The sequence below is a fragment of the Actinoallomurus sp. NPDC050550 genome (assembly GCF_040655075.1).
GTDB lineage: Bacteria > Actinomycetota > Actinomycetes > Streptosporangiales > Streptosporangiaceae > Actinoallomurus.
In genome coordinates, this window is record NZ_JBFAJC010000019.1 from 25,036 (window position 1) to 51,319 (window position 26,284).

26 protein-coding genes are annotated in these 26,284 nt (G+C 69.9%); 16 read left to right on the plus strand and 10 right to left on the minus strand.

From position 1 onward, the window contains the following. The first annotated feature begins 177 nt into the window (after positions 1-177). Entirely contained in the window at positions 178-1,608 is a 1,431-nt protein-coding gene (locus AB0I04_RS25420; protein WP_360889055.1) for a trehalose-6-phosphate synthase, read from the plus strand. On the opposite strand, the gene AB0I04_RS25425 is transcribed toward AB0I04_RS25420, so the two are convergent. After that, positions 1,599-2,150, minus strand: coding sequence for an RNA polymerase sigma factor (locus AB0I04_RS25425; protein ID WP_360889058.1), 552 nt, complete (start codon positions 2,148-2,150; stop codon positions 1,599-1,601). The two genes, AB0I04_RS25420 and AB0I04_RS25425, sit on opposite strands and share 10 nt — an antisense overlap. Before the next feature lie 55 nt (positions 2,151-2,205). On the opposite strand from AB0I04_RS25425, the gene AB0I04_RS25430 reads away from it, so the two are divergent. Continuing rightward, the gene (locus tag AB0I04_RS25430) at positions 2,206-4,149 is read left to right on the plus strand and encodes a protein kinase (protein WP_360889456.1); all 1,944 of its coding nucleotides are present in this window, start codon (positions 2,206-2,208) and stop codon (positions 4,147-4,149) included. A 41-nt stretch (positions 4,150-4,190) separates the two neighbouring features. Continuing rightward, a complete protein-coding gene (locus tag AB0I04_RS25435) occupies positions 4,191-4,742 on the plus strand; it encodes a PadR family transcriptional regulator (RefSeq protein ID WP_360889061.1) in 552 nt (183 codons plus the stop codon). A 111-nt stretch (positions 4,743-4,853) separates the two neighbouring features. On the opposite strand, the gene AB0I04_RS25440 is transcribed toward AB0I04_RS25435, so the two are convergent. The 3 genes from AB0I04_RS25440 to AB0I04_RS25450 all read right to left on the minus strand — a co-directional run bounded on the left by AB0I04_RS25440 (position 4,854) and on the right by AB0I04_RS25450 (position 6,638). Continuing rightward, complete coding sequence (locus tag AB0I04_RS25440) at positions 4,854-5,267, minus strand: hypothetical protein (RefSeq protein ID WP_360889064.1); 414 nt, start codon at positions 5,265-5,267, stop codon at positions 4,854-4,856. A gap of 82 nt (positions 5,268-5,349) precedes the next feature. Further along, positions 5,350-6,165, minus strand: a complete 816-nt coding sequence (otsB, locus tag AB0I04_RS25445; RefSeq protein WP_360889067.1) for a trehalose-phosphatase — start codon at positions 6,163-6,165, stop codon at positions 5,350-5,352. Positions 6,166-6,338: 173 nt separating this feature from the next. Beyond that, entirely contained in the window at positions 6,339-6,638 is a 300-nt protein-coding gene (locus AB0I04_RS25450) for a DUF3263 domain-containing protein (protein ID WP_360889070.1), read from the minus strand. A gap of 99 nt (positions 6,639-6,737) precedes the next feature. Between AB0I04_RS25450 and AB0I04_RS25455 the strand changes: the two genes are divergently transcribed. Genes AB0I04_RS25455 through AB0I04_RS25465 form a run of 3 tightly spaced genes read left to right on the plus strand, consistent with a single transcriptional unit; the run spans position 6,738 to position 9,451 of the window. Next, a complete protein-coding gene (locus AB0I04_RS25455) occupies positions 6,738-7,556 on the plus strand; it encodes an SAM-dependent chlorinase/fluorinase (RefSeq protein ID WP_360889073.1) in 819 nt (272 codons plus the stop codon). Between the two features lie 51 nt (positions 7,557-7,607). Beyond that, on the plus strand, positions 7,608-8,816 hold the full coding sequence (locus tag AB0I04_RS25460; RefSeq protein ID WP_360889075.1) for a hypothetical protein: 1,209 nt from the start codon (positions 7,608-7,610) through the stop codon (positions 8,814-8,816). A gap of 47 nt (positions 8,817-8,863) precedes the next feature. Then, positions 8,864-9,451, plus strand: a complete 588-nt coding sequence (locus tag AB0I04_RS25465) for a MarR family winged helix-turn-helix transcriptional regulator (RefSeq protein ID WP_360889078.1) — start codon at positions 8,864-8,866, stop codon at positions 9,449-9,451. Positions 9,452-9,480: 29 nt separating this feature from the next. On the opposite strand, the gene AB0I04_RS25470 is transcribed toward AB0I04_RS25465, so the two are convergent. Next, positions 9,481-9,723: an SHOCT domain-containing protein gene (locus AB0I04_RS25470; RefSeq protein WP_360889081.1), complete on the minus strand. Its 243-nt coding sequence runs from the start codon at positions 9,721-9,723 to the stop codon at positions 9,481-9,483. Positions 9,724-9,948: 225 nt separating this feature from the next. Between AB0I04_RS25470 and AB0I04_RS25475 the strand changes: the two genes are divergently transcribed. From AB0I04_RS25475 to AB0I04_RS25485, 3 genes are all read left to right on the plus strand, one after another. Further along, positions 9,949-12,240: a S8 family serine peptidase gene (locus AB0I04_RS25475; protein WP_360889084.1), complete on the plus strand. Its 2,292-nt coding sequence runs from the start codon at positions 9,949-9,951 to the stop codon at positions 12,238-12,240. Positions 12,241-12,345: 105 nt separating this feature from the next. Further along, positions 12,346-13,128, plus strand: a complete 783-nt coding sequence (locus tag AB0I04_RS25480; protein ID WP_360889087.1) for a DUF4097 family beta strand repeat-containing protein — start codon at positions 12,346-12,348, stop codon at positions 13,126-13,128. A 171-nt stretch (positions 13,129-13,299) separates the two neighbouring features. Beyond that, entirely contained in the window at positions 13,300-13,770 is a 471-nt protein-coding gene (locus AB0I04_RS25485; RefSeq protein ID WP_360889090.1) for a luciferase family protein, read from the plus strand. Positions 13,771-13,946: 176 nt separating this feature from the next. On the opposite strand, the gene AB0I04_RS25490 is transcribed toward AB0I04_RS25485, so the two are convergent. Continuing rightward, complete coding sequence (locus AB0I04_RS25490; protein WP_360889093.1) at positions 13,947-15,206, minus strand: epoxide hydrolase; 1,260 nt, start codon at positions 15,204-15,206, stop codon at positions 13,947-13,949. Positions 15,207-15,488: 282 nt separating this feature from the next. Here AB0I04_RS25490 and AB0I04_RS25495 point away from each other — a divergent pair, with 282 nt between their 5' ends. Continuing rightward, a complete protein-coding gene (locus AB0I04_RS25495) occupies positions 15,489-16,181 on the plus strand; it encodes a helix-turn-helix domain-containing protein (protein ID WP_360889096.1) in 693 nt (230 codons plus the stop codon). On the opposite strand, the gene AB0I04_RS25500 is transcribed toward AB0I04_RS25495, so the two are convergent. Together AB0I04_RS25500 and AB0I04_RS25505 are read right to left on the minus strand one after the other, a co-directional pair. Further along, positions 16,121-16,513: a VOC family protein gene (locus AB0I04_RS25500; RefSeq protein WP_360889099.1), complete on the minus strand. Its 393-nt coding sequence runs from the start codon at positions 16,511-16,513 to the stop codon at positions 16,121-16,123. The genes AB0I04_RS25495 and AB0I04_RS25500 overlap by 61 nt on opposite strands. A gap of 50 nt (positions 16,514-16,563) precedes the next feature. After that, positions 16,564-16,965: a hypothetical protein gene (locus tag AB0I04_RS25505; RefSeq protein WP_360889102.1), complete on the minus strand. Its 402-nt coding sequence runs from the start codon at positions 16,963-16,965 to the stop codon at positions 16,564-16,566. A gap of 78 nt (positions 16,966-17,043) precedes the next feature. Between AB0I04_RS25505 and AB0I04_RS25510 the strand changes: the two genes are divergently transcribed. The 5 genes from AB0I04_RS25510 to AB0I04_RS25530 all read left to right on the plus strand — a co-directional run bounded on the left by AB0I04_RS25510 (position 17,044) and on the right by AB0I04_RS25530 (position 22,669). Continuing rightward, entirely contained in the window at positions 17,044-17,646 is a 603-nt protein-coding gene (locus AB0I04_RS25510) for a TetR/AcrR family transcriptional regulator (RefSeq protein ID WP_360889105.1), read from the plus strand. Continuing rightward, the gene (locus AB0I04_RS25515; protein WP_360889108.1) at positions 17,643-18,305 is read left to right on the plus strand and encodes a VC0807 family protein; all 663 of its coding nucleotides are present in this window, start codon (positions 17,643-17,645) and stop codon (positions 18,303-18,305) included. Before AB0I04_RS25510 ends, AB0I04_RS25515 begins: the two co-directional genes overlap by 4 nt. A gap of 326 nt (positions 18,306-18,631) precedes the next feature. Beyond that, a complete protein-coding gene (locus AB0I04_RS25520) occupies positions 18,632-19,225 on the plus strand; it encodes a hypothetical protein (protein WP_360889111.1) in 594 nt (197 codons plus the stop codon). Positions 19,226-19,456: 231 nt separating this feature from the next. Further along, positions 19,457-21,082 carry a serine/threonine-protein kinase gene (locus tag AB0I04_RS25525; protein ID WP_360889114.1) on the plus strand — a complete coding sequence of 542 codons (1,626 nt, stop codon included), beginning with the start codon at positions 19,457-19,459 and terminating at the stop codon, positions 21,080-21,082. Between the two features lie 9 nt (positions 21,083-21,091). After that, positions 21,092-22,669 (plus strand): serine/threonine-protein kinase, encoded by a 1,578-nt coding sequence (locus AB0I04_RS25530; RefSeq protein WP_360889117.1) that lies wholly within the window; start codon positions 21,092-21,094, stop codon positions 22,667-22,669. Between the two features lie 229 nt (positions 22,670-22,898). On the opposite strand, the gene AB0I04_RS25535 is transcribed toward AB0I04_RS25530, so the two are convergent. Continuing rightward, positions 22,899-23,429: a hypothetical protein gene (locus tag AB0I04_RS25535; protein WP_360889120.1), complete on the minus strand. Its 531-nt coding sequence runs from the start codon at positions 23,427-23,429 to the stop codon at positions 22,899-22,901. 476 nt (positions 23,430-23,905) lie between these two features. Between AB0I04_RS25535 and AB0I04_RS25540 the strand changes: the two genes are divergently transcribed. Then, positions 23,906-24,478 (plus strand): serine hydrolase domain-containing protein, encoded by a 573-nt coding sequence (locus AB0I04_RS25540; RefSeq protein ID WP_360889123.1) that lies wholly within the window; start codon positions 23,906-23,908, stop codon positions 24,476-24,478. Between the two features lie 286 nt (positions 24,479-24,764). Here the strand turns inward: AB0I04_RS25540 and AB0I04_RS25545 are convergent, their stop codons facing one another. Beyond that, positions 24,765-26,216 carry a serine/threonine-protein kinase gene (locus tag AB0I04_RS25545; RefSeq protein WP_360889125.1) on the minus strand — a complete coding sequence of 484 codons (1,452 nt, stop codon included), beginning with the start codon at positions 26,214-26,216 and terminating at the stop codon, positions 24,765-24,767. Between the last annotated feature and the right edge of the window lie 68 nt (positions 26,217-26,284).

Below are 26,284 nucleotides of genomic sequence, written 5' to 3' on the forward strand. Positions count from 1 at the left end.
CCGGTTCGCCGCCAAGCGCGTCTCAGGTCGCGAGACACCGCCGGGGCCGTACGCCGGGTCGCGAAGCGCCACGTGGGGCCCGGTCGCGGGATGACGTATCTGCGGGATGACGTCCCGAACCGCCCGCCATTCGACCTTCTTCGACCCTCCTTAACGTCGGCCGGTTACGCTCCCTCCATGGGTGACTCGCAGGTCCTCGTCGCTTCCAACCGCGGTCCGGTGTCCTTCGCGCTCGCCGACGACGGCACGCTGTCCATGCGGCGCGGCGGCGGCGGTCTCGTCTCGGCCCTGGCCGGTCTGGGCGGCGACATCCTGTGGATCTGCACGGCGCTGTCGGACGCCGACCGCGCCGCGGCCCGCCGCGCGGAGGACGGCCGGCTGGACGCCTACGGCGCCGGCGCCGTCCGCATGCTGGACATCCCGGCCGGCACCTTCCACCGCGCCTACAACGCCGTGGCGAACTCCACACTGTGGTTCGTCCACCACATGCTGTACGACAGCCCGAACACGCCGCACTTCGACGCGCGGTCCCGGCGGGACTGGCAGTCCTACGAGGCGTACAACGCGGCGTTCGCCGACGCGCTGGCCCGGGACGCGCGGCCGGGCGCGAAGGTGGCGATCCAGGACTACCACCTGACGCTCGCCCCCGGGATGCTGCGCGAGCGCCGACCCGACCTGAAGATCGCCCACTTCTCGCACACGCCGTGGGCGCCGCCGGAGTACTACCGGCTGCTGCCGGACGACATCGGGCGGCAGGTCCTCGAGGGCATCCTCGGCGCCGACCACGCCGGTTTCCACGCCCAGCGCTGGGCCGACGCGTTCATCGACTGCTGCGCCGCCGTCCTGCAGGCGAAGGTCGACCCGGTCGCGGGCACCGTCACCCACGCCGGCCGCGTCACGCGCGTCGGCGTGCACGGGCTGGGGATCGACGGCGAATCCCTCCGAGCGCGCGCCGCCGAACCCGACGTACAGGCCCGCAAGAAGGCCCTGCGCGAGCAGGTCGGCGACCGCCGGCTCATCGTGCGGATCGACCGTACGGAGCTGTCCAAGAACATCGTGCGGGGGCTCGCCGCCTACCGTGAGCTGCTCGCCAAGCACCCGGAGTGGCACGGCCGGGTGGTGCACCTGGCCTTCGCCTACCCCTCCCGCCACGACCTGCCGGAGTACCGCGAGTACACCGCCGCCGTGCAGCGGATCGCGGCCGAGATCTCCGACGAGTTCGGGGACGCCACGTGGGAGCCGCTGATCCTGCAGGTCAACGACGACTATCCGCGCTCGCTGGCGGCGTACGGCCTGGCCGACGTCCTCCTGGTCAACCCGATCCGGGACGGCATGAACCTCGTCGCCAAGGAAGGGCCGGTGCTGTCGGAGCGGGGCTGCGCCCTCGTGCTGTCCCGGGAGGCGGGGGCCGCCGCCGAGATGGACGACGACGCCCTGATGATCAACCCGTTCGACATATCGCAGACCGCCGAGGCGCTGAACCAGGCGCTGCTCATGCCGCCCGACGAGCGCGCCGAGCGCTGCGCCCGTCTGACCGCCGCCGCGACGACCCTGCCTCCCCAGGAGTGGCTCGGCGCCCAGCTCGCCGCCCTGGACGGTCAGCTGTAGTCGTCGCCGAGCGTTTGCCGGAACTGCTTGCGCGCCTCGTGGATCCGGGACTTCACCGTGCCCAGGGGCAGGTTGAGCTGCTGGGCGATCTCGCTGTACTCCAGCTGGGACACGTCGCGCAGCACCAGGGCCTCGATGAGGTCCGGCTTGCGACGCTCCAGATCCTCCATCGCCTCGAGGATGTCCACGCGCGAACCGGCGATGACGCTCGTACGGTGCGGGTCCGGGCGCTGCTGGGGCAGCTCGCCCGCCTGCTCCACCGACCGGCGCTTGAGCGACCGGTACGTCGAGCGCGCGGAGTTGGCCACGACCACGTGCAGCCACGTGCTGAACCGCGAACGGCCCTCGAACCGCCCGATGTTGCGCGCGACCTGCATGAGCGCGTCCTGGCACGCCTCCTCGGCGTCCTGCCGGCACGGGAGGAATCGGGAGCAATGACGCAAAACGTCAGATTCGATGACTCTGAGTAGTTCGTTCAACGCCGCCGAGTCACCTTTAGCGGCCCGCTCCGCCAGCTCTTCGGTCCGCTCGTCGTACGCCATGAAGCCGCCTCGCCCTCGCTATAGCCCCGATATTGGGCATGATACGGGGGTGTCCATGCCTTCCGCCGTCGGCCGTTACCGAATCGATCGTGTTCTTGGGTCCGGAGCTTTCGCTTCCGTTTGGCTGGCCCGAGACGAGCTGCTCGATGCCCCCGTGGCCGTGAAGGTGCTGGCCGGGGGGCTCATCGACGACCTCGACGTACGAAGTCGCTTTCTGGAAGAGGCCAAGATCCTGCGCCGCGCGGACTCCGAACGCCTGGTGCGCGTGCACGACATCGGGGAGTTGGAGGACGGCCGGCCCTACTTCGTCATGTCGTACGCCGACCGCGGCACGCTCGCGGACCGGATGCGGGAGCGGAGGATTTCGGTCTCCGAGGCGCTGCGGCTGGCCATCGAGATCTCCCACGGGGTGGAGGTCATCAACCGGCTCGGCGTGATCCACCGTGATCTCAAGCCGTCGAACGTCCTCTTCCAGTCGACCACCGATGGCGGCGAACGCCTGCTCATCGCCGACCTCGGGCTCGCCAAGGCGCTCGCGCACGCCTCCGGGGCGTTCACGATGCCGGTGGGCACCCCGGGCTACATGTCGCCCGAGCAGGCGCGGTTCGGCGGCGGCCTCGACGTCCGGGCCGACGTGTACGGGCTGGGCGCGCTGACTTACCACCTCCTCACCGGTGATCCCCCGGGTCCGGCGCCGGTGGACGCTCCGCCGAGCGCGGCGCGGCCGGGCCTCCCCCCGGCCGTCGACGAGATCGTGATGCGGGCCCTGGAAGGCGATCGGGAGCGCCGCTGGCCCTCCGCCGAGGCGTTCGCGGCCGCCCTGAGCGTCCCGCTGATGTCCGTCAACGATGACGCGACGCTGTACGACGGCCCCGAGACCGGCGACATGGCGACGACGGCGGACTCCGGATCGGGTGGCGGATGGGCCCCGGGCGTGTCGCCCGGCGGCCCGGCGGGGGGTACGCTCCGCGTCCACCCGATCCCGGACGACCCCGGCCCCACGGACCACCCGGAGGGCGGGCCACCGCCGGACCGTACGTTCGACGTCCCCCCGATCCCGGACGCCTCCCCGGACCGTACGTTCGATGTCCTCCCGGCCCCGGGCGACGCCTCCACGGGCCACCCGGAGGGCGGTCCAGTGCCGGGGGGTACGCTCCACGTCCACCCGATCCCGGACGGCCCCGGTTCCACGGGCGGCGGATTGCCGTCGGACCGTACGGTCCGGGTCCCGCCGGTGGACGATCCGGGTTCGGCGCCGCCGTACGAGAACGCGCGGGACCGGACGATCAACACGCCGCCTCCGGCCGACGTCGGCAACGACACGGTCGTCGACCTGCCGATCGGGGGTCCTCGCGGCGCCGGCCCCAAGACGCCCGGGTCGCACCGCTCCGGTGACACGGGCGGCAGATCACTCGCCGGTTCGCCGAGCCGCAAGCGGTTGATCGTCGTCGCCGGCCTCGCCGCGGTACTGGTCATCGGCGGTGGGGGCGCCTTCGCGATCGGCAAGCTCACCGGTTCCTCGAAGTCGCACGGCAAGCCCGGGGACGGCCTCGTCGCGGTGACCGACGTGACGGGCCGCCTGAGCATCCGCGTGCCGCCGACCTGGAAGCTGCAGACCGAGCACACCACCTGGCCGATCGCGGTGACGGACCGAGCGAAGGCGCCCGCGCTGCGCGCCACCCCCGACTACGCCCAGTTCGTCAAGGACGACGTCCCGACGCCGGGCGTCTTCGCGGGGCTCACCCACGACCTGAACGCCACTCTGCCGCCACCGGGTCTGGGGCGGCATCGCCTCAAGTGCACCGCCGGCACCGCGCAGCCGTACCATCACGGCACGCTGAGCGGGCAGATCAACCCGTGGCACTGCGGCACGATCACGATCAACGAGGTGGGCCTGCGGGACGCGAGCGGGAAGTACGCGATGTGGGTGCGCGTGAAGCTGGCCGGACCGCCCGACCTGACCAAGAAGATCCTGGACAGCATCCAGATCAAGGGCTGACCGACCGTACGATATATCGTCGAACATCGTCGGGAGAGGTCATGCGCAGAGGATCACGGCACCGCGAGGAACGCGCGGCGTTCGGTGACTGGGGGCCGGGTTTCGGGCCTGGGTTCGGTCCGCGCGGCCGCGGCGGGCGGGGCGGACGCCGGATGAAACGCGGCAACGTGCGGGCCGCGATCCTCGCGCTGCTCGCCGAGCGCCCCATGCACGGCTACGAGATGATCCAGGAGCTGGCGAACCGCACGGGCGGGATCTGGCGGCCCAGCCCGGGGTCCGTGTACCCGACGCTGCAGCTGCTGGAGGACGAAGGGCTCATCTCCGGGCAGGAGTCGTCCGGCAAAAAGCTGTTCGCGCTGACGGACGAGGGCCGCGGTGAGGCCGAGTCGGCCGGGCGGACGCCGCCGTGGGCGGAGGTCACCGAGGACGCCGGGGCCGCCGCCACGCACGTCCACACCGCGATGGGCCAGCTGATGATGGCGATCCGGCAGGTCATGCACGCCGGCAACGAGGACCAGCGCGAACGCGCCCTCGACGTCATCAACGACGCGCGGCGCCGCCTGTACGGCATCCTCGCCGACGACGGGGACTGATCCCGGCAGCACACAGCAGAAAACGCCTCCGGTCGGCCACGGGGCCATCCGAAGGCGTTCTCATCGGGTGATCGCCTGCCTGGCCGGAGGCGCCCACCTGCGCTCGCGAGGTCAGGCGGCGGGCACGCCGAACGCGCTGACCAGGGCGTCGAGCTCCTGCCGCCAGATCCGGTGGACGTTGAGCCGGATCGGCTTGGGCGCGTTCGGCACGGCGTAGCGGAACGAGCTCCACAGCGCGCTGCGCTTGTAGTCGGAGATCTGGACGGCCTGGAGCGGAACGGCGTAGGAGATCTCCTTGGGCCGGTTCGTCATGCGGTTCATCTTGACGAAGATGACCTGCTGACGGGTGACGGCGACGAAGTAGTAGTCGATGAAGAACTGGCCGAGCAGGCCGAGCTGGTTCATCAGCCACGGGCTCGGGCCGGTGATGGCGTACACGCCGCTGACGATCTGGTCGCCGGGCTGCATGGCCTGGACCACCATTTCATTGGCCTGCTGTTTGATGGTCTCCTTGCGAATGGCCACCGGGCTACCCTTTCGGTCGTCACCTATACCCGGAATCGGGCATTTCGTCCGTTGTTGGACGGTTGGGGCGACGACTCTACCGTTACCCCAATTCGCTCGCGAGCGATTCGATCACAGTGACCACGCCCGCTGGGCCGTCGACCACGAGATCCGCGCGCTCGGCCACGACGGTGACCTCGTCCGAGGAGCTGCACACCTTCACGCCGGGGATGCCCTCCTTGCGCAGCGCGTCGATCGCGTCGTACGCCGCGAGGTCCCCGAGGTCGTCGCCGCCGAACAGCACGGACGAAGCGCCGCGCTCGGCGACCAGCGCGCGCAGCGCCCCGCCCTTGTCCATGCCGGGCGGGCGCAGCTCGAGCACGAAGCGGCCCGGCTCGACGGCGAGGCCGGTGCGCTCGGCCAGGGCCTCGACGATGCTGCGCAGCCGGTCCAGGGCGACCTGCGGCTCGGCGGCGCGCCGGGTGTGCACCGCCAGCGCGAGCCCCTTGTCCTCGATCGTGACGCCTTCCGGGGCGTTCTGGAGGATCTGAGGGAGCTTGGCGCGGACCTCCGCGACCCCGGGCGGCGGCTCCGGGACCTGCAGGACGCCGTTCTCCCAGCGCTCCCGGCCGTACTGACCGAGGACCAGGAGGTTCTCAATACCCTCGAACCCGCCGCGCTCGACGGCGGTCGCGGCCGGACGGCCGGTGATGACGGCGATCGTGCCGACGAACGGCGCCAGCCGGCGCAGCGCCGGCGCGACACCGGGATGGGCGCGCGCCTCCGCCGGGTCGTCGACGATGGGCGAGAGTGTCCCGTCGAAATCGAAGCCGATCAGCGCCTGCCGCGGGCGGGCACGGATCGCGGACAGTCCCTCGGCTCCGGCGGTCGTCTGGGCTTCCAGGGCGGCGGCGCTCATCGATCGTCCCTCTCGTTCGGTTGACGAGCCCGTCGCGGCCGGTAACGGCGGCGTACGGTCCGTCATCGACCGGTCACGCCACTTTACGACGCGCCACCGATGGCCGCAGCCCGTACGGCCGTCCCGGTCGCGGCTCAATCCACGCCGACCCGGCCGCCGAGGCCTGGGGCGGGTCAGGTCCGGATGCCGAGCCGGCGCGCGGCCCGCTGGCGCTGCCGCGCGGATCGCTGCCGCCGGAGCCGCTTCACGAGCATGGGGTCGTGCTCCAGGGCCTCCGGCCGATCGATCAGCTGGTTGAGGATCTGGTAGTAGCGGGTCGACGACATGTCGAACAGCTCGCGGATCGCCTGTTCCTTCGCGCCCGCGTGCTTCCACCATTGTCGTTCGAAGTCGAGGATCTCCCGGTCGCGCTGGGTCAGGCGGCCGTCCTTGTCTTTGTCAGGGCCATCGCCCCGGGCGTTCGCCGGTTGCATCAGGTCCCCTCTTTACGGGTCGGGGGGCTGTCATGCTACGCGTGATCGGCGGCTGGTTGGCGGTGTTCTCCGGGACCGGCCTCGACGTACTCTTCAACCGTGGCGCTCACCAACTGCGTAACGCTGCTGACCGACTACGGGCTGGAGGACGGCTTCGTCGCCGCCTGTCACGGAGTCATCTCACGCATCTCGCCGAGCACTCGCATCGTCGACATCACCCACCTCGTCCCTCCCGGTGACGTGCGCCGTGGTGCGGCGATCCTCGCCCAGACCGTGCCGTACCTCCCGGAGGGCGTGCACGTGGCGGTCGTCGATCCCGGCGTGGGCACGTCGCGGCGGGCGGTCGCGGTCGCCGCGGGCGACCGGATCTTCGTCGGGCCGGACAACGGACTGCTGTCGTGGTCGCTGCCCGACAGCGGAGCGCGGGCCTTCGAGCTGACCAACTCCAAGCTGTGGCTCGAGCCCCTGTCGGCCACGTTCCACGGCCGGGACATGTTCTCGCCGGTGGCGGCCCACCTCGCGGCGGGACTGGACGTCGCGGCGGTCGGCACGGAGTTCGACGCCGCCGACCTCGTGATGCTTCCCCGGCCGACGCGCCGCGTCCAGGAGGGCACCGCCGACGGCGAGGTGCTGACCGTCGACCGGTTCGGGAACGTCCAGCTCTCCGTGACCGCCGACGACCTTCACCGGATCGGAGCGGTGAGCGGCACCTCGTTGACCATGACGCTCGGGCGCCGCACCCTCACCGTGCCGTACGGCGAGACGTTCGCCTCGGCGGCGCCCGGCGAGCTGGTGGCCTACGTCGACTCCGTGGGATGCCTGGCTCTCGCGGTGAACTCCGGAAACGCCGCTCAGCGCCTGGGCCTGCCGCCGGGGGCGCACGTCCGCGTCTCCGTCGCCGCACCATCGATGCGCTGAAGGTCAACGAACCGTCAAAACCGCAGGTCCGAATGCGGCATGATCTCCACCATGGTTTTCTCCCGCTCGGACTGGCGCCTGATGATCGCCACGGTGGTAGCGACCGTCGCGGCCGGCGTCACGCACTTTGGAAAGATCGGCGGCACTGTCATCCCCTTCGTCGTCGCGGCGCTCGCGCTGGCGCTCCTGGCCAGCCTGGTCGGGCGTAGCGTCGAGGCTCTCGGCGACCGCCTCGGCGCGGGTGCGACCGGGGTCGTCCAGAGCGCGCTGGGGAACCTCCCCGAGTTGTTCGTCGTCCTGTTCGCGCTGCAGAAGAAGTTGTACGACGTCGCGACCGCCACGATCGTCGGTTCCATCCTCGCGAACGTCCTGCTCGTGCTGGGCCTGGCGTTCCTGCTCGGAGGCATCAAGCACGGGCCGCAGAAGTTCGGCAGCGACGCCGCCCGTACCCTCTCGATGCTGCTCGTGCTGTCGGTGGCGGCGCTGCTGGTCCCCTCCCTCACCGCGGCGCTCGGCTCGCATGCCACAAAGGCGGCCCTGCACGAACGGAACCTGTCCGTCGTGGTGTCGGTCCTGCTGCTGGGCCTGTTCGTGGCCTCGCTGCCCAGCGCGATCAAGCGGCAGAAGGCCGGTGAGGCGCACGCCGGGGCCGGAGAGACGGCTCCGGTCACCGCGGGGGCCGGAGAGGCGGCCACGGCCGCCGCCGGCACCGGCGAGAGCACCGCGGAGAAGGCCGACGCGGCCGTGACCGCCTCCGTTGCGGACAAGGCGGGCGACGGGGAGGGCGCCCCCCACGGGCCGTCGTGGCCCTTGGCCGTCGCCCTGATCATGCTGGCGGTCACCGGAGTCGGCGCGGCGTTCGTCTCCGACTGGTTCGTGGCCGCTCTGGAGCCCGCCATGGACTCCCTCGGCATCTCTCAGGCGTTCGCCGGTCTCGTCATCGTGGCGATCGCCGGAAACGCCGTCGAGAACGTCGTCGGCATCCAGCTCGCCCTCAAGAACCAGTCCGACTACGCACTGTCGGTCATCCTCCAGAGCCCGCTGCAGATCGCCCTGGTCGTCGCCCCCGCGCTCGTCCTGCTCTCCCCGCTGGTCGGCGCGTCGTTCACCCTGGTGCTCTCGCCGCTGCTGATCGCGGTCCTGATCATGGCCGTGGTGATCACCGTTCTGGTGGTGCTCGACGGCGAGTCGAACTGGCTTGAGGGCGCGACGCTGATGGTGCTGTACGGAATCATCGCCACGGCGTTCTGGTGGGGATGATCTCGTTGGATGCGGGCTCGGCGCACGGGCTCAATTACTGTGACGGTGTGGGTACCGACATCGACGCGAGCGTCGCGGAGATCGAGCAGGCCGCCTTCCAGCTGCGCAGGCTGTGGATCAAACCGCAGCTGCTACGGCGGCTCCGTGAGGAATGCGAGCAGGGACAGGGCATCCAGCTGTCCAACCTGATGGTGATCTACGCCATCTGCCGACAGAGCGAGGAGCACGGTGATGTCACCGTCGGTGCCGTCGCCGAGCACCTCGATGTCGACCCGTCAACCGCCAGCCGGCTCGTCGGCCACGCCATCGACGGGGGGTTCGTCTCCCGCCAGGCGTCCCCCGTCGACGCCCGGCGCGCCCACCTTCAGCTGACCGACGCCGGCCGGCGGATCAAGCAGATGGCCGATGAGTTCCGGCGAAACTTCATTCGCCAGCTCGTCGCCGACTGGGCCCCGGAGGAGCGCACCCAGTTCGCCCGCCTTCTGCGGCGTTTCAGCGACGCCGCGGCGAGCATCCCCATCGACCAGACCGGAGCCGGCAGGCTCCTCGAGGCGGCCGGCCCGCCCGCCGACCGGCCCGAGGACGCCCCCACGGCTCCAGGCACCGAACGGCCCCACGAGACCACACCCCGGTGAGCCGAGCCGCCGCAGGGTTCTGACGGGAGTCAGGAGCGCAGGACGGTCAGCCGCTCGCGGTACTCCTCCTCGTCGATCTCGCCCCGCGCGTAGCGCTCGGCGAGGACGGACTCCGCTTTCGCCGGCGACTTCGTACGCCGCCAGAGCAGGTAGCCGCCTCCGCCGAGGAGAAGCAGCCAGAAGAGCCCGAACGCGAGAGGGATGACGGGCCACCAACCAGGGCCGCCTTCGTGGTGCCAGGGACCGTGCCCGGCGAGGATCATCGTTTCCATGCCCCGATCGTGCGCCCGGGTCTCCCCGATGGTCGTCATACGGCGGGAGGCTTCCGTCGTACGCCGGGTGGAGCAGACGGCCGGCGCGCGCCCCGTACCTGGCACTTCCGCCACGCTCCGTGACGCGTCGAGTCCCAAGCGCACCGAAATGGCGTCGATCGTGAGGGCGTTCCGCATTCCTCCGTGGCAGAATGACGCCCGCCGCCGATACCGGGGAGGAAACCGGTGCCCGTATCCGAGCCCCGCCGCACCTTTCCTCGCCTCGTCTCCGCGCTGCTGGTCAGCGCCGCCGTCGCGGTGTTGTCCGTCCCGGCGGCCCAGTCCGCCGTGCCGGGCCGACCGGCCCGCCCAGCAGGCCGTACGGCCGCGGTGGACCTGTACCGCGGCCAACAGTGGACACTGGGCGCTCTTCACCTTCCGCGTGCGTGGAAGTACTCACGGGGCGACGGCGTGACCGTGGCCGTGCTCGACACCGGTGTGGACGGCCACCAGCCGGACCTCACCGGCCGCGTCGTCGACGGCCCCGACTTCACGGGGCACGCACGCAAACCGGGCAACCGCTATTGGGGCCGCCACGGCACCGAGATGGCCAGTCTCATCGCGGGCCACGGGCACGGCGCCGGCGGCAGCGCGGGGATCATGGGCGTGGCGCCGGAGGCGAAGATCCTCTCCATCCGGGTCACGTGGGAACTGAACGATCCGATGCGGGACGACCACGCGCAGGTCACCCACTCGCGCGACGCCATCGCGAAGGGCATCCGGTACGCCGCCGACCACGGCGCGCAGGTCATCAGCATGTCGCTCGGCGGCGGCAAGCTCTTCTACAACGGCAACCCGCTCGAAGAGGCGGCGATCAAGTACGCGCTCGGCAAGGGCGTCGTGCTCGTGGCCTCTTCCGGCAACGACGGCGCCACGGGAAACCGGCGCAACTATCCGGCCGCCTACCCCGGAGTGATCGCCGTCGGCGCGGTCGACCGCGCTTTCAAGCCGACCAAGTTCACGAACCGCCACACGTACGTGTCGATCGCGGCACCCGGCGTCGAGATCGTCAGCGCCGACGTCGCGGGACACGGATACGTCCTCGGCACCGGGACCAGTTCGTCCGCGGCTCTCGTGGCCGGCATGAGCGCCCTGGTCAAGGCCCGTTTCCCCCGCCTCACGCCGGACGAGGTCAAGCAGACGCTCGAGGAGGGCACGACGCACCGTCCGGCCGAGGGCCGCAACGCCGCGATCGGCACCGGCGTGGCCGACGCGCTGGGCTCGCTGCGCACGGCAGCCCGCATCAACAAGGCCGAGCACGGTGGCGCCGGCGTGAAGCAGCCGGACTCGTCCACCACGCCCGCACCAACCGGGTCCTCGGCGAAGGGCGGGCCCGATCTCATGCTCGTCGCCGTCCTGAGCGGCGGCGGCACTCTGCTCGTTCTCAGTCTCATCCTGGGCTGGCGGCAGCGCCGCCGGCGTCTCGCCGCCGACCGGGCCGCCGAGGAGGAGGAGACCCTCGCAGCGGTCGCCGTCGCCTCACCCGCCGAGGCCGACCCGTGGCAACCGCGCTCGACCGGTCGCTCCCCGCGGCAGGGCCGGCCCTCAGGCCCCTCCCCCTGGGAGCCACGCTCGGACGAACCCTCCTCGCCGTGGGAACCTCGATCGACCGAGCGGCCGACCCCCTGGGAGCCTCGGCCGACCGAGCCCTCGTCCTCTTGGGAACCGCTCGCGTCCGAGTCGGCGGCGGAACGCTCCACGGACGCCTCCGCGTGGCGGCGAGGCGAGACCGACGCCTCGCCGCGGTCCCGGCGTCCGGAGGAGCCGTCACCCTGGCAGCAGCCATCGTCGGACGCCCCGTTCTCCGACACCGGGTTCGGCGACGCGGCCAGGCCGTCGCCTTCCTCCCCCGTCGGCGATCGGTCCCCCTCCGGACCATCGCCCTTCTCCGCCCCCGCCGACCGGCTGCCCGCCGAGCCCCCGACCGGACCGATGCCGGCCGCCGGTCCCGCCGCCGCGCAGCCGCCCCGTCGCGGAGGTCCCGGAGTGCCACCGGCCGACGAGAACGCGGCCTGGTCTGTTCCTTTGCCCTCCGGCCCTTCGGCCGCCGGTCCGTCGGCGGCCGCGCCGGATGCGCGCACCGAGGCGTTCCCGGCGGCCGGCGGACCGGCGGCCACCAACGCCACCTCCGGGTCCGAACCGGACCGGTCCGCCCCCGCGTCCCGTACGCCGCTGAGCGGTGCCACGACGTCGAGCGATCCGTCACCCGTGGTCGGTCCGGACGTCCGGTCCGGCGGTGGCCCCGACCCGCTGAGCGACGCGTCGATCGACTCGTCCTCCGACGTCGGCACACCACTCGCGGACGAGAGCTGGGAGAGCATCCGCCGCGGGTTCGACCGGCTGAAGGAGGACACCCGCAACTGGGGATCTCCGCTACTCGGTGGGGAGACCGGTTCGGGCTGGTCCACGTCGTGGAACTCCGCGAGCGAGCCGGCGGACCCGCCTCCCGCCGAACCCGACGGCGAGTCCGAGAACTGATGGCGTAGGGGGGATAACCCCACCCGCGTCACGCCTGTCGCCCCCATAGGGTCCGGCACCGCGTTCCAGTAGCGTGCGATGCAACCGACCTGGAGGAACTCGTCCGTGAGAAAACGTGGCCTGGCTCTTTCGCTGCTCGCCGTCGCCGCCCTCCCGGGGTGCGGTGTCGGCGTGCACTTCGCCGGCTACCGTCACGAACTGACCGCCGACGCCGACATCAGCGGACCGGTGAAGGTCGTGGACGTGAACGGGGACAGCGGCCGCGTGACCATCACCACGGGCGGCTCCGGGGTGAGGATCCACCGGACCGTCCGCTACCAGGACGGCACCCCGCATCCCGGGCAGCGGCTCGAGGACGGGACCCTGACGTTCACCAAGGACTGCTCGCGCTGCAGCATCGACTACGAGCTGACCGTCCCGGCCTCCGTCACCGTCCGCGCCCGTGCCGACAGCGGCAAACTCGACATCAGCGGAGTCGCGGCCGTCGACGCTGAGGCCGACTCGGGGTCCGTCAAGGTCCGCTCCGTCAAAGGCGCGGTGCGCGCCCACAGCGACTCCGGTTCGGTCGCGGTCGAGGACCTGTGGGGCACGCTGGACCTCGCGGCCGAGTCGGGGTCGGTCCGCGCCATCGACCTGCGATCCACGACCGTACGAGCGTCGTCCGACTCTGGAAGCCTCCGGTTGGAATTCGCCGCCGCGCCCACCGACGTACGCGCGACCACCGACTCCGGATCGCTCCACGTCACGGTCCCCGGCGGCCCGTACAACGTGCAGGCGAACACCGACAGCGGCGACAGGAACGTCTCGTCGGTTCCCCACGACCCGTCCGCCCCGCGCCGGCTGTACCTGCGCACCGACTCGGGCAGCCTGACCGCCGAGCACGCCTGACCCGCTCCCGAACGACCGTCCCGTTCGGGGCTTTTGCGGTGAAGAGCTCCGATTTGCGACCCGCTTCGGGGGCTTCACTTGAACCGTAGATGACTGTGAGGTATCCGTCCCACTACGTGTCTTTTGCCACAGGACTACCGATCATCGCCCTCGAGGGTGAAACATGCTCCTATGCGGGCGAAGAGGGTTGAGACCACGTCCTACGCCGACCGCGCGATGGCGCGGGTGGCATCGTGGCCCGGGGTGCGCAGCGGACGGGCAGCCTGTGGTCTCGGGACGGCGCTGAATGTCGGCGGTCGTCAGCTCGCACACCTGCACGCCGACGGCGCCGCGGAATTGCGGCTGACGTGGCCGGTCATCGGGCGTCTCCGCCGCCCCCTGTTGGAGTCCGGTCGGGTGCAGATGGCCCCCGGCGGAGACTGGATCCGTGTGCAGCTCGACAGCGACAGCGACGTCGACCTGTTCACCTCGCTGGCCAGTGTCGCCATCAAGGCGAACACCGCCAGACGGCACGACGAACGCGCCGAACGGGCAGGCAGGTGCATGGCGATGGCCCGGGCCGAGGTCAAGGACGCGATGCTGGGCCGCTGGCCGGCCGTCGTACCGGAGGACCTCCGGGAGCCTCGCCTCCGCTCCCGCTGAGCCGGCGCCCGCGCGCCGCCCCGGGAAGGGCCGCTCTCACCGGTCCGTGAGCCCGTGGCGGACCGGCCGAGCAGATCGCAGGAGATCACCGGCTGCCTCGCGACGACGGCGTTCGGCGCCGTCGCGCCCGATGGCCCGTACCCGCCGCGATGGGGTGCCCCGTGGACGCCGGTCGTCTATCGGCGGCCGCGGAACGTACGCCGCAGGTCATCGACCCACTCGTCCGGTATCTCCCAGGGGATGAAGTGACCGCCGCGGTCGTGCACGGTGAGGTTGACGTGGTGGTACCAGTCGGCGCGATCGCTGTCGAGGAAGTGCCGGACCCGCTGGTCGGTGCTGACGCCGGGCGGGTTCTCGTAGCCGACGAAGGTGATGCCGGTCGGCGCCTCGATGACCGGTCGCCGGTCGTGGGACGGGGCCCACGGGTACCGGTTGTTGTTGGCGTAGGTGCGGATCGAGGTGCCGATCGCGTTGTTCACCCAGAAGATCATGGCGTGCGTGAGCAGGTCGTCCTTGGTGAAGACGGTCTCGATGTCGCCGCCGTTGTCGCTCCACTTCACCCAGCGCTCGAGGATCCAGGCGAGCATCCCGGCGGGCGAGTCGGACAGTCCGTGCGCGAGCGTGCTCGGCGCGAGCATGTGCGCCGCGAGGTGGACGGCGAACCGCCTCTCGAGCGCGACGAGCCGGTCACGGACCTCGGCGGGCAGGCCGTCGGGGATGGGCCGGCCGCCGCTGAAGTCCCACGCCCGGTCGCCGTTGAAAAAGTCGAGCCTCAGGCCGGAGCCGATGTGGATGGCGTACAGCTCATCGGGGTACTTGTGCCCGAGCTGGCCGGTGATCAGGGCTCCGACGTCGCAGCCCGCGGCGGCGTACCTGTCGTGGCCGAGAACCCGGGTCATGAGGACATGCCAGAGGTCGGCGATCTTCCAGAAGTTCATGTCCGGGTCGTCCGGCAGCGGCGTGGAGAACCCGAAACCGGGCAGCGAGGGGACGATCACGTCGAACGCCTCGGCCGGGTCGCCGCCGTACGCACCCGGGTCGGCCAGCGGGTCGACGACCTTGGACCAGTGCCAGAACGTCCAGGGCCAGCCGTGCGTGAGGATCAACGGCGTCGGGTTCGGCCCGACGCCGGGCCTGCGCATGAAGTGCACCGGCACGCCGTCGACCTCGACGCGGTAGTGCTCGTAGGCGTTGATCGCGGCCTCGGCCGTACGCCAGTCGTAGCCGGTGCGCCAGTAGTCGACGAGTTCCTGCAGGTACGCGCGGTTCACGCCGTAGTACCAGTCCTCGTTGCCCGCGTCGACCGGCAGCCGAGTCAGCTCAAGGCGTTGCCGGAGGTCGGTGAGCACGTCGTCGGCCACGTGGATCGGCGTCGGCTCCAACGGAAACGGCCGGGCCTCGGCAGCGTGTGATCGGGTGGTCTCCTGGCTCGTCATCGCTTCCTCCAACCGCGCCGGCCGAAGCCGTCGATACGCATGGAGACATCGGTCGCCCCCGCGCACCCGCCCGGACCAGGGCGGGCACGCAAAACTATATCAGTAGCTTATTTAAATTCCTGATGTACCCGCCGCGACGCCGGCGATGCTGCCTTCCCGGTGCCCCGACATCCACACCGCATGGCGTCGCGGGGTATGACTCCCCGTCGACTGAAGACACGGGGGCGGCCTCGGCTAGGTTCTTGTCCTGTGACAGGCGCGAGACGGTACGAGGAGCGTGCGGTGCCGGCTGCGCACGGGACGATCTGGCGCAACGCCTTCACCGGTGACGAGTCCATCATCGTCCCGGACGGCTGCATGGACTTGCTGTGGACCGGCGAGACGCTGTTGATCGCGGGTGCCGATTCGCACGCTCGTGTCTTCGCGCCGGGCCAAGGGGGATGCCTGGTCGGGCTGAGGTTCTGGCCGGGAGTCCTGCCGCAGCTGCTGCGGACCGGGGCGGACCAGCTGGCCGACAGCGTCGTCAGCCTCGACTCGGTGATCGGGCTCGACGCCCGGCGGTGGGAGACGCGACTGGCCGCCGCCGAGCACCCGGCCGTCGCGTTGGTCGACCTCGCCGCCGGCGCCGTGGCCGACCTCATGATCGACCAACGCCCCATCCGCGTGGCCGCCGACTTGAGTTCGGGACTCTCCATCGCCCAGGTCGCCGACCGAACCGGCTACTCTTCCCGGCAACTCCAGCGCCTTGCCGGGCAGTGGTACGGCTACGGCGCCAAGCACCTGCAGCGCGTGCTTCGACTGCGGAAGGCCGACCGTCTCTTGGCCGGCGGCCACACCCGCGCGGGGGCGGCCGCCGGCGCCGGCTACGCCGATTCGTCCCACCTGTGGCGGGACCAGCAGGCACTCGATGAGCCTCAGCCCAACGCCGCGAACAGATCCACGGGGTTGCCGTCGGGATCGATGATGACGGCATAGCGCTGTCCCCAGAACGCGTCCCACGGCTTTTTGCCGACCCCTGCTCCCGCCGCGACCATCCGGTCGAACGTGGCATCCACGTCGTCGGGGGTCCCGCAGTCGAACGCCAGCGCCATCGCGTGTCCGCCGCTCGGCGGCTTCCAGTGCGGGTCTATCCCCGTGACCACCTCTCGGGTGTCGAGCATGACCTTGATGCCCGCACCGCCGAACTCCGAGTGCGGCTCGTTCGGGCCCCCGCCGCTCAGCTGGAGCCCGCACGATTCGTAGAAGGCGATGGCGGCCGGCATGTCGTCCGTGATGATGGAGATCACCGCGAGTCTGGGATTCGTCATGCACAACACGCTAGGCACGACGACCCCATCTCGCATGAACGGATCGGACATCATCCGACGACGGACGCAGCGACGACCGTACTCCTCGTAAGCCCGGCCGCGGCTTCTTCACGTCGCGCTGACGTCTGTTCGGTGAGGAGCCGGTGGGCGTCGTCGGCGTTCAGCCGCCGCGCCGGGTCCTTGTCGAGGAGCCCAGCGAGGACGTCCGTGAGCGGTCCGGCATGGACGAACGGGTGCGGGTCCTCGGTGGCGATGGCGACGAAGATCCCGCCGGCGCTCGCTCCACCGAACGGCACCTGCCCTTCCACGGCCGCGTACAGGGTGGCCCCGAGCGACCACAGGTCGGTCTCGGGGGTGGCGTCCTGTCCCCGGACCTGTTCCCCCTTGGCTCCCAGCTGACCCTCAGCACCCGCGGAAGGCCGTCGGACGCACCGAGTCGACCAGACCGACACGCCCGAGGAGTCCTCGCTCAGTCGCGCCCTTGGGCCGAACGGTTTGCCTGATTTGCTCGAGCGAGCTAAGTTTTGCTCATGCGAGCAAGGACGTTCACCGAGTCAGGCAGACGCACCCAGATCGTGACGGCGGCGATCGAGGTGATCGCCGAGGTCGGCTACGCCAAGGCGTCGTTCAGCCGGATCGCGAAGCACGCGGGCCTGTCGAGCACCGGCATGATCAGCTACCACTTCGCCGGAAAGGACGACCTGCTCGCGGCGTGCGTCTCCGAGATCGAGAAGGTCACCGGGGCGTTCATGCAGCCGTACATCGACGCCGCCGAGGGCCACATCGCGCAGCTGCGCGCCTACGTCGAGTCGAACATCGCACTCGTCGGCGAGCACCCCGCCGAGGTCCGGGCGCTGATCGACATCGTGAAGAACGCCGGCTCGCAGAGCGCCGCCGTCAACGGACGTCTCGCCATGGTCGAGGAGCACCTGCGCACCGGGCAGGCGGCGGGCGTCTTCCGCCCCCTCGACACGCGGACCGCGGCGATCGCCTTCATCAGTGGTCTCGACTCCGTCGTCGTCACCGCGACCGCCGCCGCACCGGAACCCACCGAGCTCGCCCGCATCGGCCGCGAGCTCGCCGACCTCTACGTGCGGGCGACCGCAGCCGACCCCGAAGGGGAATCCGCATGATGATCGACGAGAAGCCCGCGCCCGACGTGGGCCTGCGCCGGGTGATCCGCGCCAACGTGCTGACCGTCGTGTTCGAGGTGGTCATGCCGATGGCGCTGTTCTACGGTCTGCGCGCCGCCGGCGTGAGCCAGTGGTGGGCGCTGATGGCCGGCGTCCTGGTGGCCGCGCCGTACGCGGTGTGGACCATCGTGCGCAACCGCCGGATCGACCTCCTCGCCCTGGTCACGTTGAGCGTCCTGGTCCTCTCCGTCGTGCTCGGCCTGTTGTCGGACGACCCGCGCAGCCTCGCGATCCGGGAGGGCTGGACCGCCGCGCTGGGCGGCCTGTTCGGCGCCTGGATGCTGGTCACGGTCTTCGTCGGCAGGCCCGCCCAGCTGACGTTCGGTCGTACGATCGCCGAGATCAAGCGCGGTGCCGAGGGCGCGGCCGCGTGGGCGGCACGCTGGGACACCGACGCCCGGTTCCGGCGCGGGTTGCGCATCGACACGGCCGTCTGGGGCGCCGTGCTGCTGGCCAACGCGGTGGCGCACATCGTGCTCGTCTACACCCTGCCGATCGACCTCATCTCCTTGGTCACCACCGTGGTGTGGTTCGCCGTGCTGGCCTGCCTGATCGCCTGGCACGTCTGGTACATCCGCAAGGAGGACCTCGAAGCCTGACGTCCCGGTCACGGACGAGCGGCTGGTCGGACACTCACGCCCCGTCTCTGCGAGGCGGGGCGTTCGTCTGTCGTCCTCTTTTGTCGCTCCCCTTGACCAGCGCTAACGGCACACCACCGGCCGTTCGCAGGCACCGCGATCCCGTGTATATCCCACGCACTGGGCAACCAGTCCCTGGCCAGGTCAGATGGGGTCTACGGAAACACGCGACCGCTATATCGCCCGATAGAACCTGCTATCCGGATACGTCTGATTCCAGCTATTTATCCGACTCGATCGCTCATCTGGCTGCATGATGGATATTCCCGATTTGGGAGGTCCCTCTCATGCGTCGCTCCATCACGGCCGCTATTGCCACGTGCCTGCTGCTGGCCGGCTGCAGCTCCACCGCCTCGCGGGTCTCATCGCACCGCGACCGGACCGGCTCCCCGCAATCCGCGGGGACACCAACCGACACCGCCGCTCCGGAACCGACCAGCACCCTCGCGCCCGGGTCCTGTCACGCCTCCAGCCTCGACCCGGCCACCACCCACCCAGACCCGCACTGCACCCCTGGCGCCCTCAACCCCGCCGTGAACCAAGCGAACATTCACAACACGATCTGTGTCTCCGGCTACACCAAGACGATCCGCCCACCCGTCGCCTACACCGACGCGCTGAAGCGGCAGCAGATCCGCGAGTACGGCTACACCGACACCAGTCCGCGCTCCTACGAAGAGGACCACTTCATACCGCTGAGCCTCGGCGGCGCACCACGCGACCCGCACAACCTGTGGCCCGAACCCGGCGCGTCACCGAATCCCAAAGACGACATCGAGTTCAAACTGTACAAAGCCGTCTGCGCCGGCACAGTGACACTGGCCGCCGCCCAGAAGGCCATCGCCACGGACTGGACGACCGCAGGCCAGATCATCCACTAGGCGCGTCCTTCGCCCGCTGGACACGCTCGTTGAGCCGAGGGTCAGGAACACCGGCTGCTCCACAGTGCGCCGCGGAGCTTGGGCTGCTCCCCCACTGCCCTGCGCGGAGTCCCTGCCGATCCTCTTGACGCCGTCGCCGGATTCCGCGCATTTTCCACAGTGGGTTTCAACTTCAATGCTCTTCGTGGTGGAATGTCGGGCAGCCGTTTGAAGATCGTTCGGGGAGACGCGTTGCCAGGTGAGCTGAGCCTGGAGGCTGGGCTACTGCTGGCCCAGCGGTACCGGTTGGACGCCCCCATCGGTGCAGGCGCCATGGGGCAGGTGTGGCGTGGGGTCGACCTCGGCCTGAACCGGCCGATCGCGATCAAAATCCTCCCGTCGCAGGTGGCGCAGGACGAGAACGGGGCCGTGCGGTTCCGCCGGGAGGCCGAATCCGCCGCCGGTCTGCAGCACCCGGGCATCTGCGCGGTCTTCGACATCGACACCCACGGTTCCGTGATGTTCCTCGTGATGGAGCTCCTCCAGGGGTCCGACCTGACCCGGGTCGTCGCGGCGCATCCCGGTGGGCTGCCGATCGACCAGGTGGTGGGACTGGCGGAGCAGATCACCGATGCACTCGCGGTGGCTCACGCACGCGGTGTCGTCCACCGGGACATCAAACCGGCGAACCTGTTTCTGCAGCAGGACGGCCGGGTGAAGATCTGCGACTTCGGCATCGCCCGGCTGGCCGACCGTACGACGCTGACGGCCACCGGCGGGCTGATCGGCACGCCTCGTTACATGGCTCCCGAGGAGTTCGTCGGCGTGCCGGCCGACTACCGCGCCGACCTCTACGCGCTCGGCGGGGTGCTGTACGAGCTGTTCACCGGCAAGCCCGCGTTCGACACGGACGGCGACTCGGGACTCGCCGCGATCATGTACAAGCACCTCAACGAGCCGCCCCTGCCGTTGCGTTCACACCGTCCGGACATCCCCGTTCATCTCGAACGGCTGGTCCTGGACCTGCTGGCCAAATCAGCCGACCAACGGCCCGTCAGCGCTACCGCCGTACGGGACTTCCTGCGCTGGTCCGGGCACACCGCCGTTCCTCCCACTGGTCCGCCGCCGTACCTGCGGCCGCAGCCGCCTACCGCGGATCAAGCCCTCGGGACGACGACGGTCACCACGCCGTCCGTCATCAAGACGCCGAAGAGCCGGAAGCGCGTCGTCGCCGCCGTCGGTGGCGTGCTGGGGGCGGCGGCGCTGGTCGGAGCCGGGGTCTTCGCGCTGCCGAACGGCTTCGGTGGCGACGGCGCGAAGACGAAGACGACGGCCACGGCGCATCCGTCCTCCACCGGGCTCCCGATGCTCCAGCCGGTCGGTGGAACGGTGCCTGGTCAGGCCAGGCCCGGAGACCAGAAGCAGATCGGTCAGATGGCCATCGTGCCCGTCGCCCAATGGATGCATACGGATGCGGTGGGGGTGACCGTGACCTCGCTCGTCAAGGGTTCCAAGGCCGACCTGGCCAACCTGGCACTGTCACGTTCGGACAAGGACACGACCCCGTACTACGCCCATTTCACGGTGACCAATCTCGGACCCGATGACCCCTACATGGACTTTAATCCCGCCGGGCAGATGATAGGGGTCGACTCCACGGGCATCTCCATCGACAACACCATCGAGTCGGAGGATCCAAAGGACTACCCCAGCCAGTGTCGCTCAGTCGTCATCAACGACGGTGGGTTCCATCACGGAGCCCGTTACGACACATGCACGGTCATCCTGGCCCCCAAGAACCGGGACATCACCACCGTGCAGTGGTGGGAGAAACCCTACGGCCTTGGCGACAACCAGGGCGTTTACTGGAAGCAATGAGGGACGATCGTGCGGAACACCTTGGGGCAGCAACCCGGCCAGCTCCTTTCCGGGCGGTACCGTCTCGACGCGGCGATCGGCAGCGTCGGGGCCGGTGAGGTATGGCGCGGGTTCGACCTTCGGCTGAACCGGACCGTCACCGTCAAGGCCTTCGCCGCACCGGCCGCCACCGACCAGGCAGGCGTCGCCGCGTTCCGTCTCCGGGCCGAGAAGGCGGCGACGGTACGGCATCCCGAGGTCGAGGCGGTGCTGGACATCGGGACCGCCGAGCCCCCGGTGTTCCTCGTAACCGAGTATTTCGAAGGGCAGGACCTGAAAACCGTCCTGGCCGCGCAGGGCGGCGGACTGCCGGTCGGGCAGGTCACCAGGGTGGCCGAGCAGGCCCTCGATGCCATGACGGCCGTGCATGCCCAGAGCGTCGTTCACGGTGGCCTCACATCCGCCGATCTGTTCCTACTCGAAAACGGGGACGTGAAACTCTGCAACCTGGGCGTCGGCATAACGCGGGCGGATACCGCCGATCCCCGGGTGGATCTGTACGCCCTCGGAGGTGTCCTCTATGAACTGCTGACGGGCGCACCGCCGGCAGAGTCGCCTCCCGTACCACCGGCGTCCCGCCGGGCCGATGTGCCGCCGTACCTCGACCGTATGGTGCTGGATCTCCTGGCCGAGGACCCTGCCGCACGACCGCAGAGCGCAGCCGCCGCCCTCGCGGTACTCCGCGAGTCGATGGGGCCCGCCCCTCAGCACACAGGCAATTGGCCACTGGCGAATCCCTCGGGGTTGGGCTCGACGGTCAACGACGGTGCGCCGACCGTGGCCGCGGGCAAGAGCAAGAGCAGCCGCGGGCGTCTGCTGGCGGAGATCGCGGGGGCCGCCGTGCTCGTGGTGGCCGCGGCGGCCGGTGGGTATTTCGTGCACGGCGATACGGCCGCCAAAGCGCCGTCACGCCCAGTGGCCGCCAAGTCCACCGCGGGCACCGCAGCCTCGACACCGCCCGGTGTCAGCCCGAAATCGCCACCGCAGGTCCCCGGTTGGCAGGTCGTGTCCGCTCCCGACTACGGCGTGGTGTACAACGTCCCGCCGGGTTGGAAAGTCGAGGCTCCCAGCACTGGTGTGGGCCTCGCCGACGCCAGCGGGAATGCCGTCGTCGGTTCGAATGGCGTTGCCGACATCAGCCAGAAGAACTGCACGATCGTCCAGTCGGGGCTGCTCGGTGGCGCGGGCATCACCTCGGCCTCATCGGGTCAGCTGGAGTCCCTTGAAGTGGCCGCCGCCCACGACGCGCTCCAATGGGCGAACTTCGGCTACCAACTCGGAGGCGTGCTTCCCCGGACGGAGCCAGCGATGGCGGAGCACCCGACGATCGGCGGCCTCAAGGCAGTGCTGCAAAAGGTCGTCACCAAGACGAAGGGCGGCAACGGGACCGCGTGCAAACCGAACGGGGGAACGGTGTACGTCGCCACTTTCGCCTCACGGCAGGGTGCCTTGGTCAGCTTCTACGTCTTCTCCAACAGCACCGGTCCGCGGATCGTGAGTGACAAGACGCTGCGGCAGATCGTCAACACGATCCGTCCGCTGGCGTAAAAAGGGCCACGGAGGTCCGTTCGCCACTGATCGCCAACTGCCGCCGCTCCTGGTCAACGAGCGCCGAGGACACGAGCGGACGGCCGCGTACATGAGCGAATGAGACCACGACTGAGACCACCAGAAGAGGCTGGAACATAGGGGCGCCCCCTGTTCCAGCCTCCCCTGCCTGCCGAGAGGGACATCGCACGCCCGATGTCCCCCGTCGTGTCCTCCCGGTATGCGCTGGTCAGACGGGGATGCCCGGCTGCTCGTCGCGGACCGCGCGGCGGCCGCCGCTCGCTGAGTCAGAGGTCAGTGGATTGGTCGTCCCAGAGGTGGCGTCCTTGTAGCCGATCGGGTCGGTGTCCCTGGACCGCCAGCGGGACGGGAAGAGCGACGCGAACAACAGGCCCACTCCGGCGAAGAGGATGAGCCCGTCCTCCTCCAGGCCGTTCACCGTCTCGCGCTGTACCAGGTACGGGAGGTGGTTGATCAGGTCGGAGGTCGTCGTCTGCGAGACGAAGAAGATTACGCCGGCCGCTGTCAGGACGAGGCCGCCGACGAGCGAGGCGACCGGCGACAGCCGTGAGGCGACCAGCAGGGCGAAGACGACGGCGGCGCCCGCGAGCATGCCCCCGCCGATCCATTTGTCTTGGTCGTCGAACTGGGTGAGGCCGTGATGCAGCCTGAAGCTGCCAAAGAACAACAGTGCGGCGAGGGCAGCGGTCAGTGCCACCCCCGCAAAGAAGCCCCAAGTGTGGCGAGCGCCGTTGGACATCGCTACTCCTCCGAAGTGGTCGCGACCCGCACGGTCGGCGTGAGCTCAGCAGGGTAGCGGTCAAATGCCGCTTTTGTGGGCTAATGGGCACTTATGTCGTTGCCAGCCGCGTTCCCGACCAGGGCCGTACTGGATGACCGTCGTCGTTGCGCCGAGCCGCGCGCCGGGTACCACGCTCGTTCTGAGGTAGACGGTGGTGGAGGTGGCTCGGTGGCCGTGCCCGGTTGCCGTCGTTGCCGTCATCGTTGCCGTCAGGCGGATCCGCTTCTGCCTTGGGGCCGGGCGATCAGGTCGTCGGCGAGGGGGCGGACGAGGACGGCCTCGACCTCGGCACGACGACCAGTGATCTTCCCGGAACGTGTATCGCAGACGTATCGAAAACCACATACGCCACCACAACAGTCTCCCGTCTTCAGTGGAGGCATGGACCACAGCGCATCAACGGTCAGTTCCTCCATCGGGAAAGGGCTGTGATCATGAACTCGGATTCCGTAGGTGGTGTCGACCGGCGGCGGCTGCTCGGGTGGGGCGGGTTGGCGGCCGCCGGCGTGGTGGCCGGCGCGTCGCTGGTGGGCGCCCAGCCCGGCCACGCCGACCCGGCCCCAACCGACCCGATCCCGCCGGACACCCGGCCCGGCGGAGCCTACGACCGGTACGTGGCGAAGCTCGCCGCCGACGGCAAGTTCTCCGGCGTGGTGCTGCTGTCGCACCGAGGCCGGACCGTGCTGTCCCGCAGCTACGGCATGGCCGACAAGGAAAAGGGGATCGCCAACCACGAGGGCGTCGCATTCAGCCTCAGCTCGGCGGGCAAGCCGTTCAACGCGGTGGCCATCTTGCAGCTGGCGCAGCAGGGCAAGGTGAAGCTGTCGGAAACGGTGGGCACCCATCTGAAGGGCTTCGCCAAGGACATCGCCGAACAGGTGACCATCCACCACCTGTTGTCCGGCACCTCTGGGCTGGACAGCCCGGATGAGGACGTGCAGACGTCGCTCACCGCTCCGGCGAGCTGTCGTGGAACGGCCGCAACCCCGCACGGGATCAGCGGGTGATGAATACGACTTCGGGCAGAACACTGACCTGCAACTACCTCAACCCGCGGCCCGATTCTGCCGTATTCCGGAACCACCCCGGGTAGGGCAGCCAACTGGTGAACAGCTCGGTGACCGGGGTCAGGTGCGGCGCGAACACCCCGTCCAGCAGCTCCCACTCGCCGCCACCCAGGCTGAACCTGTCGGGCCGGGCGATTCACGGGATCGGCCCGAGGGCCGTTCGCATTCTCCGCGAGACGATCGACTGAGCTCGGTGCGCGAATCCGCCAGCCGAACAGCGAGGTGATCACGGACGGGGTGGCGCGGCGGTGGTTGGCCGGTACGACTTCACGCTGCCGGCGATCGCCGCCATGATCGCCGTCAGGACGCCGAAGATGATCGCCAGCCCCATGGCGACGCCGTTGCTCTTGTGGAAGCCGAAGACCCACCTGAGCTGAGCACCGAAGGTCGTGCTCCCCAGTAGCGGCTGCGCCACCAAGATCGCCACGACGTAAAGCACGCAAAGCGCGCACAGTGTCCACGCGCCGGAAATCCTGCGGGCGAGCGTGAACCCCGCTGCGACCAACAGCAACCCGGCGCCGATGACGCCGCCGACCACGTTCTCCAACACCAGGCTGGACCAGCGACCGGTCGGCCCGTTGGCGTAGACGACGTTGTAGAGCGCGGACCAGACGAGCATGCCGGCGGTGAGCAGCGCCAGGATGCCGGCGATCACCGCCGCCGCGACGTTTTCCCTCGGCCTAGGGGGCAGCATGTCAGGGTGCGGGGGTGGGCTGGATGGGTGCCATGCGAACTGGCCGGGGCCGCGGGAGGTCTGACCGTAGGGGTTGGGGCTGGGCTCCAACGGCGGGCTTGGCGCGGCCAACAGCGGCGGCATGACGCTCTCGACCGCAGTGGCGCCGGCCGCCAGGAGACCATCGGCGTCTCCCGGTGCCGTGCCGAGACCGAGCAGGGCGAGCAGGACGTGCGGTGCGGTCGGCCTGTGGGCGGGCTCCTTGGACAGGCATGCGGTGACCAGCCCGGCCAAGGGCTGGGGAAGCAAGCTGGTGTCGGGGGCGGCATGCAGGATGCGATGCATCACCGCGGGTACCGTGTCGTCCCCGAAAGGGGAACGGCCGGTCGCAGCGAACAAGATGGTGACTCCCCAGGCGAACATGTCGGTCCATGTGCCGGGCTCCTGGCCGCTCACTTGTTCGGGCGCCATGTAGGCGGGAGTTCCGACGACCTGGCTCGTCATGGTGGAGGTGCCGTCAAGAGCCCTGGCGATGCCGAAGTCGATGACTCGCGGACCGTCCTCGCCCATCAGCACGTTCGGTGGCTTGAAGTCGCGGTGCACGACTCCGGCCTGGTGGATCGCCGCCAGCGCGGTGGCGGTGCCGATGGCCAGCCGCTGCAAAGCCGCACCTGTCCGTGGCCCCTCGTCACGGACGAGCTCGTACAAAGACGGGCCGGGCACGAACTCGCTGACGATGTAGGGCTGATCGCCATGGATGTCGGCCTCCAGCACCCGGGCAGTACAGAACTCGGCGACCCTCTCCGCGAACCCCAACTCACGCACGAACCGCTCACGCGCCTTCGGATCACGTGCGACATGAGTGCGCAGCAGCTTGACGGCCACCTCCCCGCCGTCCAGCCCGCGCCCGGCATACACGACGCCCTGGCCACCCTCCCCGAGACGGCCGGTCAGCTCGTACCGCCCCAGCCGTTCGGGATCGTCGGGTTGCAGTGAAACAGCCATAGTTGTCTATTTGACCATGCCGGAGCCCTCCGCCGAGCAGAGATCATCCACACTCGCGGCGGCCCGCG